Genomic DNA, 15,363 nt, shown 5'->3' with positions numbered 1-15,363 from the left:
CGTGTTCAAGGACACCGTGGCCGTGGTCACCGGCGCCGCATCCGGCATCGGTAGGCAGACCGCGATCGAATTCGCCCGGCAGGACGCGAGGGTCGTCGTCGCGGACATCGACGAGAGGCGAGGCACCGACGTCGTCGCCGACCTGAAGAACGACGGACACGACGCGCTGTTCGTCAGGACCGACCTCACCAGCGAACCGGACTGCAAGAACCTCATCACCACAGCCGCCGAGACATTCGGCAGGGTCGACGTCCTGGTCAACAACGCCGGCATGGAGATCTCCACGCCCTTGCACGAGATGCCGGTGCACGAGTGGGACACGCTGGTCGACACCAACCTGAAGAGCATGTTCCTGTGCTCGAAGTACGCGTTGCGCGAGATGATCGAGGCGTCCACGGGAGCGATCGTGAACGTCTGCTCGGTGAGCGGGCTGGTGGCATGGCCCGGCATCGCCGCGTACAACGCCACCAAGGGCGGCGTCATGATGCTCACGAAATCACTCGCCGTCGACTACGCCAAGTACGGCATCCGCGCGAACTGCGTCTGCCCCAGCATCATCGACACCCCCATGACGGACGTGTCCATCGGCCATGACGCGGCAGTCAAGGAACAGAAGGCGAAGCTGAATCCGATCGGGCGCCTGGGAACACCTGAGGACGTCGCGAACGCGATCCTGTTCCTCGCTTCGGACAAGTCGTCGTTCATCACAGGTGCCGCACTCACCGTCGACGGCGGTTACACGGCCATCTAGCCGTCCTTCTCATTCACCCGCACCGAGGAAAGGTTGGCTGGAGTGTCGGACCGATTGACCGGCGAGGAGCGTACCGGGGGGTTCCCCGTGCTGACGGTCCTCGCCCTGATGGCGGGGATCTTCGCGGTCGGCTCGGAGGAGTTGGTGGTCTCCCCGCTGCTCGTGGACATGGCTGAGTCGTTCGACACGTCGGTGGCCGTGATGGCGCTGTCGGTCACCACGTACGGCATCGGTACGGCGATCGGAGCGCTGCTCTACGCCCCGCTCGGGGACAGGGTGTCGCGGCGTGTCGGTCTGGCGATCGGGATGACGGCGTTCATCTTCGGGACCGTACTGTGCGCGTCCGCCGCCGGACCGGGCGTGTTCTTCGCGGGACGGGCGCTGGCCGGCCTGGCGACGGGCGTCTTCGTGCCGACCGCGTACGCCTTCGTCGGTGACCAGATTCCGTACCGGCACCGCGCCAAGGCCATGGGCATCATCGTGTCGAGCTGGTCGATCTCGCTGGTCCTCGGCGTACCGATGGGATCGTTCGTCGGGCAATGGCTGAGCTGGAGGTGGGTCTTCGGACTGCTTTCGATCCTCGGAGTCCTCCTGACCTGCGTGCTGCTGCGCACCAACAGCCAGAACGCCGCCGATGACGCTTCCGCTGCATCGGCGGAAGCCAACACGGCCTCGCCGACGCAAGGCTGGCTGCGTTCCGCCGCCGGGGTCTTCCGTACACCGAAGGTGTCCGTCTATGTGGCGGCGACCTTCTTGAACATGCTCGGCTTCTACGGGATGTACACCTATCTCGGCAGCGCCCTGCAATTCCGGTTCGGCAGCGGAAGCTCCATGACAGGCATCATGATCCTTCTGTACGGCCTGGGATTCTCCACCAGCTTCGTCACCGGCAGATGGGCCGACGAACTGGGCAAGGAACGCGTCCTTGTCACCTTGCTGGCCGGGCTGGTTCCGGCCCTGGCGGTCATCCCGCTGGTCGTCCACTGGACAGTGCCCCTGGTGCTCTGCCTCTTCCTGTGGGGTGCGATGCAGAGCCTGGTCGTCACTCTGCTCAGCACCCTCCTGAGCGAGTGCTCGCAGCAGCACCGCGGGACCATCCTCGCCTTCTACAGCTTCGCGACCAACCTCGCCGTGGCCCTGGGGGCCGCCGTACTCGGCCCGCTGTTCACGGCGTACGGATTCTCCGCCGTGGGCTGGGTCTGCGCCGCCATCACACTCATCGCCTTCGCCCTGAGCGGATGGGCGCACCGCCGACGCGACGCGCAGGCCCCGGCCCGCGACGGCGAAACCGGCCAGGCTCTCCCGGCAAAGGCGGCGGCAATTGATGACTGAACTCGCGCAGCGGCTCCTCGATCTGCCGCGAAGCTCGTTCGCGACGACCACGGGCAGAATCGACCAACTCATCGGGGCAGGCGAGGACGTCGTCAACCTGTGCCAGGGAAATCCCGACCTCCCCACACCGCCCCACATCGTCGAAGCGTTGCGCGAGGAGGTGCTCGACCCCGCCACGCACCGGTACCCCTCTTTCTCCGGGCTCCTCGAACTCAAAGCCGCCGTCGCCCAGTGGTACGTGGACAATTACTCGGTACGGCTGGACCCGGAGAAGGAAGTCGCGATCCTCTTCGGCGCGAAGGCCGGCCTCGTGGAGATCAGCCAGTGCTTCCTGAACCCGGGCGACGTATGCCTGATGCCGGACCCGGCCTTCCCTGACTACTGGGCAGGCGTGGTACTCGCCAGGGCGCACATGCACACCGTTCCCCTCCGGCGGGAGAACAACTTCCTGCCGGACTATTCTGCTCTTGACCCGGCCGTGTGCGACCGGGCCAAGCTGATGTTCTTGAACTACCCGAACAATCCCACCTCGGTGACGGCGCCGGTGGAGTTCTATGAGGACACGGTACGGTTCGCCGCCAAGCACAAAGTGATCGTGGCATCCGATTTTGCCTACGCGGCGCTGGGGTTCGACGGACAGGCTCCGGTCTCCTTCTTGCAGGCGTACGGTGCCAAAGAAGTGGGCGTCGAATTCATCTCGCTCTCGAAGATGTTCAACATGGCCGGATGGCGGATCGGCGCCGTCGTCGGAAATCCTGACGTCATCGCGGCGATCAATCTCATCCAGGAGCACTATTACGTGTCGCTCCCGCCGTTCATCCAACGGGCCGCGGCCGCAGCCTTGAGTGGCCCCCAGGAATGTGTCCACGAACTCTCGAAGATCTACGAACGCAGACGGGACATCTTCGTGGCCGGAGTGCGGGCCGCCGGCTGGGACGTCGAGGTGCCCAGGTCGATCTTCGCCTGGCTGCCGATACCCGGCGGCGGCGGTTCCGTCGCGTTCGCGGACGACCTGCTCACCCGAGCCAAGGTGGCGGTGGCGCCCGGGCGTTGGTTCGGAAAGTACGGCGAAGGATATGTGCGGGTGAGCCTGCTGGCACCCGAGGACCGGCTTCGGGAAGCAGTTGCCAGGCTCGCCGAGTTTTGAAAGGACACAGATGGACAGCTCGACCATGACCGACACAACCGAACCCGAAGCCCGTATGGAGGAAGCCAGAGGAGCGATTGACCGACTCGACATGGGAATCATCGACCTGCTCGCCCAACGGGCCCGGATATCTGCCGGCATCCAGCAGAGCCGCATCAGTTCCGGCGGCCCGCGCACGGTGTTCTCCCGGGAAATGGACGTTCTGGCCCGCTACCGGAACGAGCTCGGTGCGGACGGAACGCAGATCGCAATGAACGTCCTCAAACTGTGCCGGGGCGGCGCAGATCCGGTTGATTCCTCTTCGCGACCCACAGGAGACGTTCTGTGATACGCCACGTCGTACTCTTCAAATTCAAGCCGGGAATCAACTGGGACGATCCACGTGCGGCGGCAGCGGAACGCACCGCGGCCAAAGTGGGCAGCGAGGTTCCCGAACTCCGCGACTGGCGCTACGGCCGCAACATATCCCCCCGGGATGTCGCCTACGACTTTCTCGTCGAGGGGCTCATGGACGACATGGCGACCGTCGAGCAGTATCTGATCCACCCCTTCCACCAGGAGGCGATCCGCCAATGGCGGGAGATCAGCGAGTGGGTCATCGCCGACGTGGAGGTGTGACAGACGACGGCGGCTCGCCTGGTCATGACCGCTGGGGTACCGGTGGTTTGTTGGACCCGGAAGGGATCAAGGGCGGCAGTGAGGTGACCCTCGGAGGAACTCTGAGGCGAAAACCTTCCGCAGTCGGTCGTCAGACTGCTCTACCTTTTTGCCCGGGTTGGTCCTCCTCCTCGCAGGGTGAGGACACCCAAGGGTGCCGGGTGCGGCTGTCAGGCCGCCGCCGACTGTGGCTTCTGTCGCTTCGCCGCCCGGCGCCCCACGACGACTCGGCCGCCGGTTAGGAAGTGCGAACAAGTCGCTGAGTAGAGCAATGCCGGCGAAGTCGTCCGTGGTACGTACAGCACCAACACGCACGTCAGGAGCACGATGAGCCGGATATGGGCGGGGATCGGCAGAGGCACGAGCCACCATCACGGCCTCGCGCTGGACACCGAGGACAAGTCCCTGCTGTCGAGGTGGGTCGCCAACGACGAGCCCGAGCTGTTGAAACTGACCGGTGATGTTGTCGACCTGGCCGACGGCCGGCCGATGACCTGGGCCATCGGGGGCACGAGTCCCAGGGCCCTGGTCGGGCACCCGTTGGGGGAGCGGCTCGAACTGGATACCACGCGGGGAGCGTGAACGAGACATGGCTGATGAAGCCAAGGTCCTCCTGGTCGACGACCGCGACGACAGCCTGTTCGCCGTCGCGAGCGCCCTCGCCCCGCTCGGTTGTCACCCGGAGCGGGCCGCGAGCGGGCCCTCAAGGCCCTGTTGCACGGCAACGTCGCGCTCGTACTTCTGGACGTACTGATGCCGGATGTCGGCGGGCTGGAAGCCGCCCGCTACATCCACCGCCTTGACGTGTGATGGTTGGTCATGAACCAGGTTCCGCCCTTGCTCTGGCGGCCCATGTAGTCGTCGGGGTGCTCGAACGCTTCGGCCGCGAAGTGGCCGATGTCGTCGGTCTCGATCGTCTGCAGGGTCGTTTCGGGCAAGAGCCAGGGTCAGGGTGAGTTCGCCGCCCTGCCAGACCGGGCCCATTCCGGCGAAGTTCTCGATGAACATGGCGGGGCGCAGCACAGTGGCGGGCAGGCCGAGCGCGGTGATGTGTTCTTCGATGCGGCCCTTGTTCTCGAAGTGCTGCACTCCGCTTGCGCGTTCCGCGCCGGAAGCTACCGGGTTGGCAGCGGCCGGCTTCGCTCAACATCCGGGCCACGAACGGCGTCGGGGTAGATGAGGAGGTCTGGCGCTGCGGGACTGACACCGGCCCGCACGTTCGGGGGGCGGGGTCCATGGGCGAGGCGAACACCTGGTCCATGGGCTCCGCCTCTGCAATATTTTTCGGGATGACACGCGCGGGGCGGGAGCGATTGCCATGACCAACACACGCACACGCAGGACTCAGGCCGAACGGGACGCGATGACCATCGAGACCGTCTCCGCGCTGTTCTCCTCGACGCTGTATGCCGGCGCCACGTTCCTCCTGGTCATGCTGCCGGTGCTGTACGGCCTGGTGTCCGGCGCGGCGAAGAGCGGACTCGTCGCCGCAGCGGGAGCTGCAGCAGCCGTGGCGTTCGTCGCCCGGATGGTGGAGGCGCTGTGGCGGTTCGGGCAGCGCGCCCCGGAGACCGACTAGCTGGACGAAGGAGCGGGAGTGCTTGCTGTCACCAGCTCATCCTGAAGCTCTGCACCTCGCGGTGGTGAGGCGACCAGGGGCGCGAGGGACCGAGGCTCCCCCCTCGATCGGTCCTCGCGCGGGTGCCCTTCCAGCAGAGGGCCGGGGCTGGGGGAGTTGCCCTGCTTGTCGTCGAGCCCGCAGGGCGGCGGCCGGAGCCGTGGTGTCGGCGGTACGGCTCCAACTGGTCGCACTGACCCGGCACGGCCCGGGGGCTGGGAACCGCAGCGTGCGGGCCAGAGCCCAACTAGGCGTGACTTCAGGGTAGTTGGGTGGTCGGGATGACCGGAAGCGGGGTTTCTGGTCGTGGGCGGAGGTTTCCGCTGAGGCACTACGGCATCTCGAAGTCCTGGAAGTCGAAGCCCGGGGCGACGACGCACGTCACCAGGACCGGCTCGTCACCCGCGGGTTCGGCGCTCTGCCAGACGCCGCCCGGAACGAGGAACTGCGGCTGCTCCCCGTGCTCGATCCCGTTCCCCACCATCACCTCGACCGCCCCGCCTTCGTCCGGGGCGTCACCGGGTCCGCTCAGCCGCATCCGCAGCGGGCCGCCCCGGTGCCAGAGCCAGAGTTCGTCCGAGCGGACGCGGTGCCAGCGGGAGACCTCGCCGGGGTGGAGCAGGAAATAGATCCCGGTCGCGAAGGCTCGCGGTCCGCCGTATCCGTCGGGGACCGTCCCGCCCGAGGTCTTCCAGGTCTCGCGGAACCAGCCGCCCTCGACGTGTGGCTGCAGGCCGAGAAGGGTGACCAGTTCGGAAGGGGCCGACGCGGAGGGATCCGGAGTATCAGCAGTGTCCACCATGGTCACACATCCTCGCGCACGGCCGCGGCCACCGCATAGACGTCGACGGGGCTGTCGTGATGAACGGGGGGATCCGGCCCGACAGCTGGCGGATCAAGGCGTTGTGGCTGCCCTTGGGCAGCCAGGTGCGAGTGCTCCGCAGGTCCATGAAGAGGTACGTCGTGACGCTCTCGCCCGGCACGCGGAACTGGACGAGGAACGTCATCGGTTCCCCCGTTGCCGGACGAGAGGGGCCACTGCGGAACGTCCAGCCACGCTGGCTCACCGCCCAGTCGGCTCAGGGAGCTTCGTCCGTCGCCGCCTGCAGGGGCGAAATCCAGCGGGTGTGCCGGGACCACGTCACGGCTGCCCGAAGGAGTGCACCGCGAACGCGCCCAGCGCCGCCAAACTCACACCGGCAGTGCTGATCTGCTCTGGCGGCGGGGGTTCGGTTTACCCCACCCTTCGGTTTCGTGCTGGCACCATCGATCCGGCGCCGTGGATCGGTGAGCCTGGATCTATGAACGTCACGCAGCAGCACACCGCCCCCACTCCCGCTCCCGCCCGGTGTCGGCCCGGCCTCGTGGCCAGGGCCGTGGGGAAGTGCTGGACACGCACGAATACCGGCATTCCTGGGGCGGGCCGACCCTGATCGGTGCCTGGGCCGTACACGCGGCGCTGGCTGTGCCGCTCGTTCTCGCCGCCGCCTGGGCGCTGCGTGGTTTGGCCACCCTCGACGTGTACAACCAGCAGGAGTTGAGTGGTGCGAAGCGTCGCTGGTGGCCGGTGCCGCTCTCGCTGGTGGTCGTCTTCGGGGTGGCGCAGCTCGTGCAGGCGTGGGTCAGCCAGCGGTGAACCCGGAAATCCGGGACCAGTCGTCGGCCGGTACGTACGCCGCCACGGCGCCGTCACCGGTCCGGCGGGGCTTTTCTCTACGAGAAGGAGGGAAGGGCGATCGGACCGCCGGCACCTTTCCTCCACGCGATAGCCGTGGAGAAACCGGCTTTCCAAGCGGGGTGTGTCCTGTCCAAGGCGCCGCCCCTGGCTCCGCGTTCTGTGTCCTGCCCGGGGGCCTGCCGGTGCTCCCACCTCATCCGTCCTGCCCGCGGACCCGCTTGGACGGGACGACCGGCCACGGCCGCGGTCACCGCGGCCTACGCCCAGTCGATGCCGAGTTCGGCGAGCTGTTTCTGCTGCTCCGCATTCAGCCGACCAAGGTCGCTTTGCTGGCGGGCGGGCCGGCGCCCGGTGTCATCACCGCGGTACGTCACCCGGGCACGAACTGCGCGAGCTGTGGCCCTGTCGTCCAACAGAGCCTTCAGGCCGACATAGTGGCGTTGCCAATCCACCGTCCACCTCAAGACCGCAGGGTTCCGGTCCTCTTCGATCGTCGTGAGCGGAGTGAGCAGGTGCATCCGTACGCCTTTCGAAGAGCACGCCGGGTTCGATCAGGGGTGGGAAGCCGCCGGTCTCGGTGTCGGCGAGTTGGGCGAGGACGCGGTCGTGGGTGCCAGTCCGGTGGCCAGGGGCAGTTCCAGTCGGGTCGATGTCGGTGAGCTGTTTCGCCCGCTGCTCCGCCCGGTTCTCGTTCTTGCCGAGACCACCATGGCGCCGGAGGCTGGCCTTGATCTGGCCGACGGGTACGGGCTCGGTGATTTCGCTGTCAGCGCTGACCGATTACGACTTCGGCAGCCTTCAGCCGGGCCGTCTTTGCCTCCGCCTCCGTGAGTCCCTTATGCGGCTGCCCGATCCACGTCGCGCGGCTCGCCGGACACGCCCGAACGCCACCGCGCAAGGGCCGTGTGCTTGCGCGCACTTGGCTCCGGGCCTCCAGGTTGACGGGTCGTTCGCCGATACCGAAGGAGGGCAGGGGTGACGCGGGCGAAGCACATGGAGAGAGGGGAGATACGGAGCATGGTGGGGGAGCAGGTGGGAATCGGGAGGCAGGGCGGCGGCGGGGGCAGGCGGAGGGCGGGGAGCCGCAGCCTGTGGGCGGCCATGGCGGGCAGCGCGGTCGAGACGTTCGACTGGACGCTCTACGCGCTGCTGGTCCCGTACTTCTCCGGCCAGCTGGTCGGGCCCGGCGCGGCGGGGACACTGGTTTTCTACACCGGATTCGCCGTGGGCTTCCTGGCGAGGCCGCTGGGCAGTGTTGTGCTCGGACGGTTCGGTGACCGCCGGGGCCGGCGGGCTGCCATGCTGCTGTCCATGACGGTGCTGGCGGCCGGCTGCTTCGCCCTTGCGGCCCTGCCCACTGCCGACCGCTTCGGCCCGGGCTCTGTGGTGCTCCTGGTGCTGGTACGCATCGTCCAGGGCCTGGCCGTGGGCGCCGAGAATTCCACCGTGGCCGCGTACGTGACCGAGACGGCTCCGCCGGAACGACGGATGCTCTACAGCGGCGTCTCCTACGGTGGCGTGATTCTCGGGACGGTGCTGTGCTACCTGGTGCTGGCGGCTCTGCTCGCCCACTTCGGGCCGCAGCAGCTGCGCGACGGCGGCTGGCGGGCCGGATTCGCCCTGGGCGGACTGCTCGGTCTCGCCGCCGTGCTGATTCGCCGCTGGGCCGCGGAATCCCCGGAATTCCTGGCCTGCGCCCGCTCCGACCGCCACGACAGTGACGCACGGGGCTCCCGTTCCCGGCGCCTGGTCAGGCGCAACGCCACAGCCGTCTTCTTCATGACGGCCGGCCTCACCTCCGGCTACTACCTCACCATCACCTACCTGCCGCAATACGTACGGCACACCGCGGGAACGGCCGACGCACGGGGCACCGCGGCAATGGTCGCACCGCTGCTGTTGCTCCTCGCCCTGATGGCCGCCACAGGAGCACTGGCGGACCGCGTCGGCGCCCGGCCGGTCTTCCGCGCCGGCCTGCTGCTCACCGCGCTGGCCACGGTCCCCGCCTACGCGGCGGTCAGCGCACGGCGCCTTCCCGCGTGGATCGCGGCGACCCTCGTCCTGGCCTGCCTGGCCGGCCCCCTCGCCACCGCCAACGTCTTCTTCGCCCGCCTCTTCCCCGTACGCATCCGCGTGGTGGCCATGGGCCTGCCCCTGACCCTCTCCATCGCCCTCTTCGGTGGTGCCTTTCCCCTCCTGGCCGAAGCTCTGGCCGACGCCGGACACGTCCGCCTCGTCCCCTGGGCCGCGACCGCCGCCGCCACCCTCTCCCTCGCGGCCACCTGCCTGGTACGCGAACCCATCCAACCCTGCGCGGGCCAGGACCCGATCCCGGCCGGCTGAGCTTGTTACTTGCTGCCACTGGACGAGACGGTGGCTCGTGTGATGACTGCTGGTATCCGGGAGGCGATCGGCGATGCCCGCCGTTCCGTCGTGGTGCTCGCGGAACGGGTGATGGCCGCGCACGTGGCCCGTGTGTGGGTCGGGGAGTCCGCGGACACTCACCGTTTATGGGTGGCTTGAGGCGGTGGCGTGTTCGGCGCGGCGGGCCACGGCGCGCAGTACCTCGATCCTGAGTATGCCGCCCCGCCCAGCTGGATGAGCAGCCAGTAGGCCGGGAAGGCGCGTCGGGCATGGGCATCGGTGGAGTGCACCCGGGTCTCGAACGACAGGAGCGAGCCGCCGGTGTCCGGGACGACGCGCAGGTTCAGGGCGGCTTTGGCCCAGCCCGGCTCGTCGAATGCGATGAACGCCGCGACGTCCCCCGGGGTGACCGGGGCGGGCTGGGGGCGGGTCTTCCAGAACCGGGCGACCATGCCCTTGACCAGTTCCTCGCCGTCCACGGTGACCAGGGTGGGGGTGGGGAAACCGTCGACGAACGGCCCCTGGACCCTGCCCCGGCCACCCAGGCGCAGCCGCATCAGCGTCCGGTAGACGGGCAGTTCCCCGGCGGTGACCTCGGTCAGTGCCCGCCACACGGTCGCCGGGTCCGCCGTGATCCGCCGGGCGAACCGGGAGCGAAGGTCGTAGACGGGAAGCAGGCGGTCGAGTTCCATCGCATCACTCCGGATAGATCGAGCCCGGCAGCCACTGCGCACGTGGTCCGCGCGGCGACCGGGCAGGATCGGTGACCAGGCGCCAGGACGTGCGCCCGGGTTTCGGCAGGTGTCTGTTCGGACGGGCCGTCACGGCACTCGCGCGGACAGCACGCCCTTCGGTCGGTGCTACCGCATACGTGGGCCGCGCCCCGTCCGCGACACGGGGCAGCAGGGCCCCGACCCGCAAAGCTATTGGTTCATACCCGCACCGATACCGCGGACACTCCCGGTCACGGAGTCAGTCGGAGATCGTGGCGTACTGGTAGTGGGTTGGGCCGTGCTCGTCGCCGGTGTGCTATTGGCCGACCATGATCTCGTGGTCACCCCGGAACACCTACCGTTTCGGATCAATACGTGGTGATCGGTTGACTGTCGTGAAGCGCCTAGCGCAAGCGCCGTTTCCTGTCGTGGAGTTGCCTGTTCCTGCGCGTGCGTTCTGGGGTGCGGCGTGTGATGGCTGGTATGGCGAAGAGTCGGCCGTCGAGTGCGGAGGATCCGTCGATCGAGTCTGTGCCTGTGGCGCCGCAGGAGGCCGTGGTCTGGCGTCTGCTCTCAGCTACAGGGAGTGCCCAATTCGACTATGTGGCAAGGTTGATGGCCAGTGCGGTGAGGCCGGTGGCGAGGCCGAGTGCGGCCTGTTTCGTGCCGACGCCGTTGAGGCGGCGGGCGTTGGCCAGTCCCGTGGCGGCGAGGGCGATGGCGGGGACGGCGAGGCTGCCGGTGAACTGTCGGACGGCGGGGAGAATGCCGGCCGTGATGGCGATGATGCCGTAGGCGAGGGCGAGGGTGGCCAGGCCGTTCAGGGGCGGAAGCGCGGGCCGAGGCTGAGCTGCGCCCCGTTCGTCGCGTGTGGGGGTGGGGGTGGGGGTGGTCATGGAGGAGAGTCCTTTCGTCCAAGTCGCCCTCCACGTTAGAAACGTCGCCGGTATAGTTCAAAGACGAAATTTCACATCAACCCATAGAGTTTGCCTATGTCGATGACCACGCTCAGGCAGCTCGAATACCTCCTCGCCGTTGTCGACCACGGCTCCGTCACCGAGGCAGCCGCGCACCTGCGTGTCAGTCAGCCCACCCTCTCCCAGCAGCTCAAGGCCCTGGAGCGCAGCGTGGGCACGCTGCTCCTTGAGCGCACCCCGCGCGGTGTCCACCTCACCCCGGCCGGTCGTGCTTTCCTGCCGGGTGCCCGCCACGCGCTGTCCGGTGCCCAACGGGCCACCGGCGCCGCCCGTGCTGTGGCCGGGATGACCCACGGCGAGCTGCACCTCGCGTCCGTGCTGTCGGTGACGCTGGGGGTGCTTCCTTCCGTGCTGGCCTCCTGGCATCAGCACCACGGGCTTGTCGATGTCGTTCTGCACGAGTACGCGGACCTCGACGACTTTGCCGCCTCCATGACCGACGCCACCGCCGACGTCGCAATCGGCCCCCTGCCGGAAGACTGGTCCGGGCCGCACCACCCGCTGGGGGAGGAGGAGGTCGTCGCGATCGTGCCGCCCGGCGACGCCCTGCACAGTCGCCGGACAGTGCGCCTGACCGAGCTGGCCGCGCGCCGCTGGGTCCTGTACGACTCCGCACACGGCCTGGCCGCGACTGTCCAACACCTATGCTCCCAGGCCGGTTTCACCCCCAGCGCCGCGATCCGCTCCCGCCAGACCGCCGCGATTCCCCGACTGGTGGCCGCAGGCCTGGGCGTCGCCTTGGTGCCTGCCAACATCCTCACCCCGGACTTTCCCGGCACCGTCCTGCGTCTCACGCCGCGCCAACGCCGGGCGCTGGCCGTCTTCGCCCGACCTGCTCCGCACCCCCTCGTCAGCGAGTTCCTCACCCTCGCCCGCGACAGCGCCCGTCTTCTCCCGCACCACCTCGCTGACCTGCTGGATACCCGCGCCTGAACATCGGCACCGGCTCGCGTACGCCCTCGTGGTCACCGCCCTCGACGGAGAGTCTGGGCTGACGTGCCGGTCGGTGAGCGGCTCGCGTATTCTCCCAGGCCAGCCCGCCGCCCCGCTCGCACAGCAGGTGCACCAACTGGTCGGCGCGCAAGTCGAGTTCTGCGTACGTCAGCTGCTCCGCTCCGCACACCACGGCGATGGAGTCCGGTGAGCGGTCGCACGATCGCTCGAAGAACTCGGCCAGCGATTGCGCTGGGGGCACGTCGTATGGATGAGCCTGTGCGGCGGGGGCGGATCTGATCTCTGTCACGAGCCGTGCCTCCCCAGGGGCCGGGGCGTCCCCATGTCCTCGGTCGATGGATGTGGGGCTCGAACGGCGAAACATCGTGGCAACGCTGTGAAGTCATGACGCACCGTCAAGTCGCACACGGATACGTCGATCCCCCGCGGGGAGGGTCCGAATCAGGCTGCGTCTCATTTGAGGCACGTAAAGGTTGCTCCGGAAGCACCCTCGGCTTTTGAAAAGCCCGGCAAAGGAACCCCATTTCTGTAGTCCTTCGGCAATGTCCGGAGGGCTGGCGGCGGTTTGTACGGCACCGCGACGGAGCCGGATCCGCAGCGCCCGCTGGGCGCTGGGCCTCCCTCTGGCATCTACAGATGTGATCACCGATTCCGTCATGGCTGAGCACCGCGCCCACTCGTGCGTTCGACTCGGTCGGCGGCGGGGTGCGGGAGACTCCCGGCCGGTGGCGGAACGAGTGGGCCCCGCGCATCCGGCCGTCGGTAGGCACCGCCGGTCTTCCCTTCGCCCTCGGACAACTGTGGCGCGGGGAATCCATGCCGCGCCGCCGCGCTATCCCGGTTGGGCGGTACGCGGTGCAGGACGAAGACCGCGTACCGCGAGGCTGGCCGTTCCGGAGGAGGCGTGGTGGAGAAGGTGCTCAAGAGGCCCGCGGGAGAAGAGGCGGAGCCATACCGTGGCGAAGAGGGATATGGCTGACAGGAAGCCGAGGAGGACGAGCAGAGAAGAGCCCGGAACGTTCTTGATGTTCAGGGCCGCTATACCGGCGATGTTGAGGACGTAGGCGGTCAGGGACATGGTGCCGACGGCGATGACGGGACGAGCCGCCCAGCGTGCCCGGGGAAAGCGGTCGGTGAGGGTGACGGACAGGGCGAGGACGACTAGCGCGACTCCGGTGTTGCCCACGATCGAGAACGTGGTCTCACTGTGCGGGGCGCCGACCACGAGCCAGGCGGCGGTCGGTGAGTCGGGGTTGCCGACGGTGTCCGACCACCATGCCGCCGACGCGGAGCCGTTCCCGTTGCCCGTGGCGGCGATGACGGCGCGGGCGTGCGGGAGCAGGTGCAGGGCCAGCCACGATCCGCCGTACCCCAGTACGGCGAGTGCCGCCCCGCCCGCTGCCAGCCAGCGGCGCACCCGCGCCGACTCCAGGTCGATGCGGGCGACGGCCATGCCCGCGATGACGTAGGGCATCCAAGTCAGCACTGGGTAGCTGCCCGTGAAGAGGAGATCGACCACCCCGTTCGTGCCCCTGATCCGGGCCAGGGGGTCGTAGGAGATGACGGTGGAGGCCCACTGCCCGTCGTTGATCCAGCTGCACATCGCATACAGCGCCTGTGGCAGAGCGAGCGCACCCCCGGCAGCTATCAGGGCCAGGCGGCCGGCCGACAGCTTGCGCAGCGGCAAGGCCAGCAGGAAGTACACGGCGTAGTAGGCGAGTATCACTTCGACTGGCGTCCCGGTCGCGGTGAGGGCACTGCCCAGGGCGAGGAGTATCAGGGCGCGGACGACGACCCGCGCTACTGCCCGGCGGCCTGCTTCGCCGGTCTTGGTGGCGCGGCGCCCGGTGATGAGGATCAGCGAGAAGCCTGCCAGGACGGCGAAGAGCGCGGAGGCGCGGCCGTGTCCCAGTTCCATCAGGGGCCCGACCGGGCCGCCGGCGGATGGATCCGGCCCGACGTGAGCTGCGTACATGCCGAAGACGGCGAGGCCGCGGGCCAAGTCGACACCGATGAGGCGCACCGTCGGCCCGCCGGACGGTGCGTCGAGGGGTAATGGAACCGGGAGCGGGGGCTGTGTGTGAGGCGTGTATTGGCGCATGACCCGAGCATGCGCTACCCCTCTTCACGAAAGGTGCGGCACCGGATGTTCTCAGGAAACTGTGAGGGAACGGAGGGAGGGGCGGCGGGTGGTCGACAGCCTTATGGCGGCCGCGTACGCCATGGGTGAGTTGATGCTCGAAGTCGCCCCTGCCTGCCTGGTCGACAATGAGCCCGGCGTCCGTGTGGCGCTGTTCTGCGGGCAGATCGGCGAACCCCTCGAACAAGGCCTCGCGGCCCGCTACTACGCGCTGAGCGGCGACCGCCGCGCCCTGTACCGGCCTATCGGACAAGGTCTCCGCGGTGGCGGGCGTCCGTGAGGTCACTGTGGACCTGGCGACCCGTACGGTCGTGGTCGACGCCGTGGAAGGGGCCGATGCCGACGACGCGGAGGCCGGTTACGGCGTCGTGGAGGCGGACGCCGACTTGTGGGCCTGGTCGCCGGTGCTGCGTGGGAGGATGCGGCCACTATGGGTGTCTCCATGACGGTACGAGGCGTGCGCGCGGCGGTGTTCGCCGCGATGTGCGTGCTGCTCGCCGTCGGGGGTCATGGCCTGGCGATGGGGGAACTGCCACCGCTGTGGGCGGACGGCGCCGGATTCTTCGGGATCTTCGCCTTCGGCTTCCTGCTCGGGGGCCGGGAGCGTTCACTGGCGGGGATCGGGGGCGCGACACTTGCCGGGCAGGCGGGCCTGCACTTCGCGTACGAGGCCGCCCGGCCCCGTACCGCCATGGCCATGCACGGCATGCGGATGACGCACGCCCACGCGGTGACGCCCCATGCGTTCGCGGCCCATACCGCGGCGGCGCTGGTGGCGTCCTGGTGGCTGCGGCGTGGGGAAGCCGCCGTCTGGTCCCTGCTGCGCAGGGCCGTGGCGTTCGTACCCGGCCTCGCGGCCTGGTGGCGGGCCGGGACGGATGCGCTTCCGGATCCCGCGCGCCGTGGACCTGTACGACGGGCGGCGGCTCCGCAGGCGCTGAGGCAGGTGCTGCTCCGGTACGCCGTGTCTGGTCGGGGGCCGCCGGCGGCGCGGACGTAACCACGCTGACCCCAACCCGACTTCTCCCCTTC

Annotated in this window: 19 protein-coding genes and 2 pseudogenes; 14 read left to right on the top strand and 7 right to left on the bottom strand. The window is 68.5% G+C overall.

Annotated features, from left to right (window positions below; all coding sequences use genetic code 11):
- Window position 1: 1 nt before the first annotated feature.
- The 7 genes and pseudogenes from ADK54_RS30105 to ADK54_RS46325 all read left to right on the top strand — a co-directional run bounded on the left by ADK54_RS30105 (window position 2) and on the right by ADK54_RS46325 (window position 4,641).
- Complete coding sequence (locus tag ADK54_RS30105; RefSeq protein WP_107090652.1) at window positions 2-751, top strand: SDR family NAD(P)-dependent oxidoreductase; 750 nt, start codon at window positions 2-4, stop codon at window positions 749-751.
- A gap of 42 nt (window positions 752-793) precedes the next feature.
- Window positions 794-2,083 carry an MFS transporter gene (locus ADK54_RS30100; protein WP_234392256.1) on the top strand — a complete coding sequence of 430 codons (1,290 nt, stop codon included), beginning with the start codon at window positions 794-796 and terminating at the stop codon, window positions 2,081-2,083.
- Window positions 2,076-3,230: an aminotransferase class I/II-fold pyridoxal phosphate-dependent enzyme gene (locus ADK54_RS30095; protein ID WP_053728901.1), complete on the top strand. Its 1,155-nt coding sequence runs from the start codon at window positions 2,076-2,078 to the stop codon at window positions 3,228-3,230. The genes ADK54_RS30100 and ADK54_RS30095 overlap by 8 nt, the downstream gene beginning before the upstream one ends.
- Window positions 3,231-3,240: 10 nt before the next feature.
- On the top strand, window positions 3,241-3,558 hold the full coding sequence (locus tag ADK54_RS30090; protein WP_053728900.1) for a chorismate mutase: 318 nt from the start codon (window positions 3,241-3,243) through the stop codon (window positions 3,556-3,558).
- Window positions 3,555-3,848, top strand: a complete 294-nt coding sequence (locus tag ADK54_RS30085; protein ID WP_053728899.1) for a Dabb family protein — start codon at window positions 3,555-3,557, stop codon at window positions 3,846-3,848. The genes ADK54_RS30090 and ADK54_RS30085 overlap by 4 nt, the downstream gene beginning before the upstream one ends.
- A gap of 366 nt (window positions 3,849-4,214) precedes the next feature.
- Window positions 4,215-4,400, top strand: a pseudogene (locus ADK54_RS30080) (IS110 family transposase); the annotation flags it as partial.
- A 76-nt stretch (window positions 4,401-4,476) separates the two neighbouring features.
- Window positions 4,477-4,641 (top strand): hypothetical protein, encoded by a 165-nt coding sequence (locus tag ADK54_RS46325; protein WP_159047937.1) that lies wholly within the window; start codon window positions 4,477-4,479, stop codon window positions 4,639-4,641.
- A gap of 31 nt (window positions 4,642-4,672) precedes the next feature.
- Here the strand turns inward: ADK54_RS46325 and ADK54_RS47790 are convergent, their stop codons facing one another.
- Both ADK54_RS47790 and ADK54_RS47785 read right to left on the bottom strand, forming a co-directional pair.
- Window positions 4,673-4,825: a hypothetical protein gene (locus ADK54_RS47790; RefSeq protein ID WP_234392262.1), complete on the bottom strand. Its 153-nt coding sequence runs from the start codon at window positions 4,823-4,825 to the stop codon at window positions 4,673-4,675.
- A gap of 97 nt (window positions 4,826-4,922) precedes the next feature.
- Window positions 4,923-4,976, bottom strand: a pseudogene (locus ADK54_RS47785) (hypothetical protein); the annotation flags it as partial.
- 229 nt (window positions 4,977-5,205) lie between these two features.
- On the opposite strand from ADK54_RS47785, the gene ADK54_RS30075 reads away from it, so the two are divergent.
- Entirely contained in the window at window positions 5,206-5,466 is a 261-nt protein-coding gene (locus ADK54_RS30075) for a DUF6332 family protein (protein ID WP_053728897.1), read from the top strand.
- Window positions 5,467-5,836: 370 nt separating this feature from the next.
- Here the strand turns inward: ADK54_RS30075 and ADK54_RS30070 are convergent, their stop codons facing one another.
- A complete protein-coding gene (locus ADK54_RS30070; RefSeq protein ID WP_053728896.1) occupies window positions 5,837-6,307 on the bottom strand; it encodes a cupin domain-containing protein in 471 nt (156 codons plus the stop codon).
- Window positions 6,308-6,889: 582 nt separating this feature from the next.
- On the opposite strand from ADK54_RS30070, the gene ADK54_RS30060 reads away from it, so the two are divergent.
- Window positions 6,890-7,141: a hypothetical protein gene (locus ADK54_RS30060; RefSeq protein WP_053728894.1), complete on the top strand. Its 252-nt coding sequence runs from the start codon at window positions 6,890-6,892 to the stop codon at window positions 7,139-7,141.
- Window positions 7,142-7,440: 299 nt separating this feature from the next.
- Here ADK54_RS30060 and ADK54_RS30055 read toward each other — a convergent pair whose 3' ends face one another.
- Window positions 7,441-7,701 (bottom strand): hypothetical protein, encoded by a 261-nt coding sequence (locus ADK54_RS30055; protein WP_053728893.1) that lies wholly within the window; start codon window positions 7,699-7,701, stop codon window positions 7,441-7,443.
- Between the two features lie 583 nt (window positions 7,702-8,284).
- Between ADK54_RS30055 and ADK54_RS30050 the strand changes: the two genes are divergently transcribed.
- Window positions 8,285-9,526: an MFS transporter gene (locus tag ADK54_RS30050; RefSeq protein ID WP_053728892.1), complete on the top strand. Its 1,242-nt coding sequence runs from the start codon at window positions 8,285-8,287 to the stop codon at window positions 9,524-9,526.
- A 158-nt stretch (window positions 9,527-9,684) separates the two neighbouring features.
- Here ADK54_RS30050 and ADK54_RS30045 read toward each other — a convergent pair whose 3' ends face one another.
- Both ADK54_RS30045 and ADK54_RS30040 read right to left on the bottom strand, forming a co-directional pair.
- Window positions 9,685-10,239, bottom strand: coding sequence for a hypothetical protein (locus ADK54_RS30045; protein WP_053728891.1), 555 nt, complete (start codon window positions 10,237-10,239; stop codon window positions 9,685-9,687).
- A gap of 620 nt (window positions 10,240-10,859) precedes the next feature.
- Complete coding sequence (locus tag ADK54_RS30040) at window positions 10,860-11,156, bottom strand: hypothetical protein (protein ID WP_053728890.1); 297 nt, start codon at window positions 11,154-11,156, stop codon at window positions 10,860-10,862.
- A gap of 96 nt (window positions 11,157-11,252) precedes the next feature.
- On the opposite strand from ADK54_RS30040, the gene ADK54_RS30035 reads away from it, so the two are divergent.
- Complete coding sequence (locus tag ADK54_RS30035; RefSeq protein ID WP_199827060.1) at window positions 11,253-12,170, top strand: LysR family transcriptional regulator; 918 nt, start codon at window positions 11,253-11,255, stop codon at window positions 12,168-12,170.
- A gap of 853 nt (window positions 12,171-13,023) precedes the next feature.
- On the opposite strand, the gene ADK54_RS30030 is transcribed toward ADK54_RS30035, so the two are convergent.
- Window positions 13,024-14,214 (bottom strand): DUF418 domain-containing protein, encoded by a 1,191-nt coding sequence (locus tag ADK54_RS30030; RefSeq protein ID WP_053728889.1) that lies wholly within the window; start codon window positions 14,212-14,214, stop codon window positions 13,024-13,026.
- A gap of 166 nt (window positions 14,215-14,380) precedes the next feature.
- Between ADK54_RS30030 and ADK54_RS30025 the strand changes: the two genes are divergently transcribed.
- Genes ADK54_RS30025 through ADK54_RS30015 form a run of 3 tightly spaced genes read left to right on the top strand, consistent with a single transcriptional unit; the run spans window position 14,381 to window position 15,331 of the window.
- Window positions 14,381-14,611, top strand: a complete 231-nt coding sequence (locus ADK54_RS30025) for a hypothetical protein (protein ID WP_159047936.1) — start codon at window positions 14,381-14,383, stop codon at window positions 14,609-14,611.
- A complete protein-coding gene (locus tag ADK54_RS30020) occupies window positions 14,595-14,777 on the top strand; it encodes a heavy-metal-associated domain-containing protein (protein WP_053728887.1) in 183 nt (60 codons plus the stop codon). The genes ADK54_RS30025 and ADK54_RS30020 overlap by 17 nt, the downstream gene beginning before the upstream one ends.
- Entirely contained in the window at window positions 14,774-15,331 is a 558-nt protein-coding gene (locus tag ADK54_RS30015) for a hypothetical protein (protein WP_234392255.1), read from the top strand. Before ADK54_RS30020 ends, ADK54_RS30015 begins: the two co-directional genes overlap by 4 nt.
- Window positions 15,332-15,363 lie beyond the last annotated feature (32 nt).

The sequence above is a fragment of the Streptomyces sp. WM6378 genome (assembly GCF_001279695.1).
Taxonomy (GTDB): domain Bacteria; phylum Actinomycetota; class Actinomycetes; order Streptomycetales; family Streptomycetaceae; genus Streptomyces.
This window is presented reverse-complemented; position numbering and strand designations above follow the sequence as displayed.

Bases quoted from the DNA above. Each gene is read 5' to 3' on its own strand.
- ADK54_RS30055 (WP_053728893.1), bottom strand. From the start codon at position 7,701: ATGCACCTGCTCACTCCGCTCACGACGATCGAAGAGGACCGGAACCCT.
- ADK54_RS30045 (WP_053728891.1), bottom strand. From the start codon at position 10,239: ATGGAACTCGACCGCCTGCTTCCCGTCTACGACCTTCGCTCCCGGTTC.
- ADK54_RS30090 (WP_053728900.1), top strand. From the start codon at position 3,241: ATGGACAGCTCGACCATGACCGACACAACCGAACCCGAAGCCCGTATG.
- ADK54_RS30050 (WP_053728892.1), top strand. From the start codon at position 8,285: ATGGCGGGCAGCGCGGTCGAGACGTTCGACTGGACGCTCTACGCGCTG.
- ADK54_RS46325 (WP_159047937.1), top strand. From the start codon at position 4,477: ATGGCTGATGAAGCCAAGGTCCTCCTGGTCGACGACCGCGACGACAGC.
- ADK54_RS30075 (WP_053728897.1), top strand. From the start codon at position 5,206: ATGACCAACACACGCACACGCAGGACTCAGGCCGAACGGGACGCGATG.
- ADK54_RS30035 (WP_199827060.1), top strand. From the start codon at position 11,253: ATGTCGATGACCACGCTCAGGCAGCTCGAATACCTCCTCGCCGTTGTC.
- ADK54_RS30095 (WP_053728901.1), top strand. From the start codon at position 2,076: ATGACTGAACTCGCGCAGCGGCTCCTCGATCTGCCGCGAAGCTCGTTC.
- ADK54_RS30040 (WP_053728890.1), bottom strand. From the start codon at position 11,156: ATGACCACCCCCACCCCCACCCCCACACGCGACGAACGGGGCGCAGCT.
- ADK54_RS30015 (WP_234392255.1), top strand. From the start codon at position 14,774: ATGACGGTACGAGGCGTGCGCGCGGCGGTGTTCGCCGCGATGTGCGTG.
- ADK54_RS30070 (WP_053728896.1), bottom strand. From the start codon at position 6,307: ATGGTGGACACTGCTGATACTCCGGATCCCTCCGCGTCGGCCCCTTCC.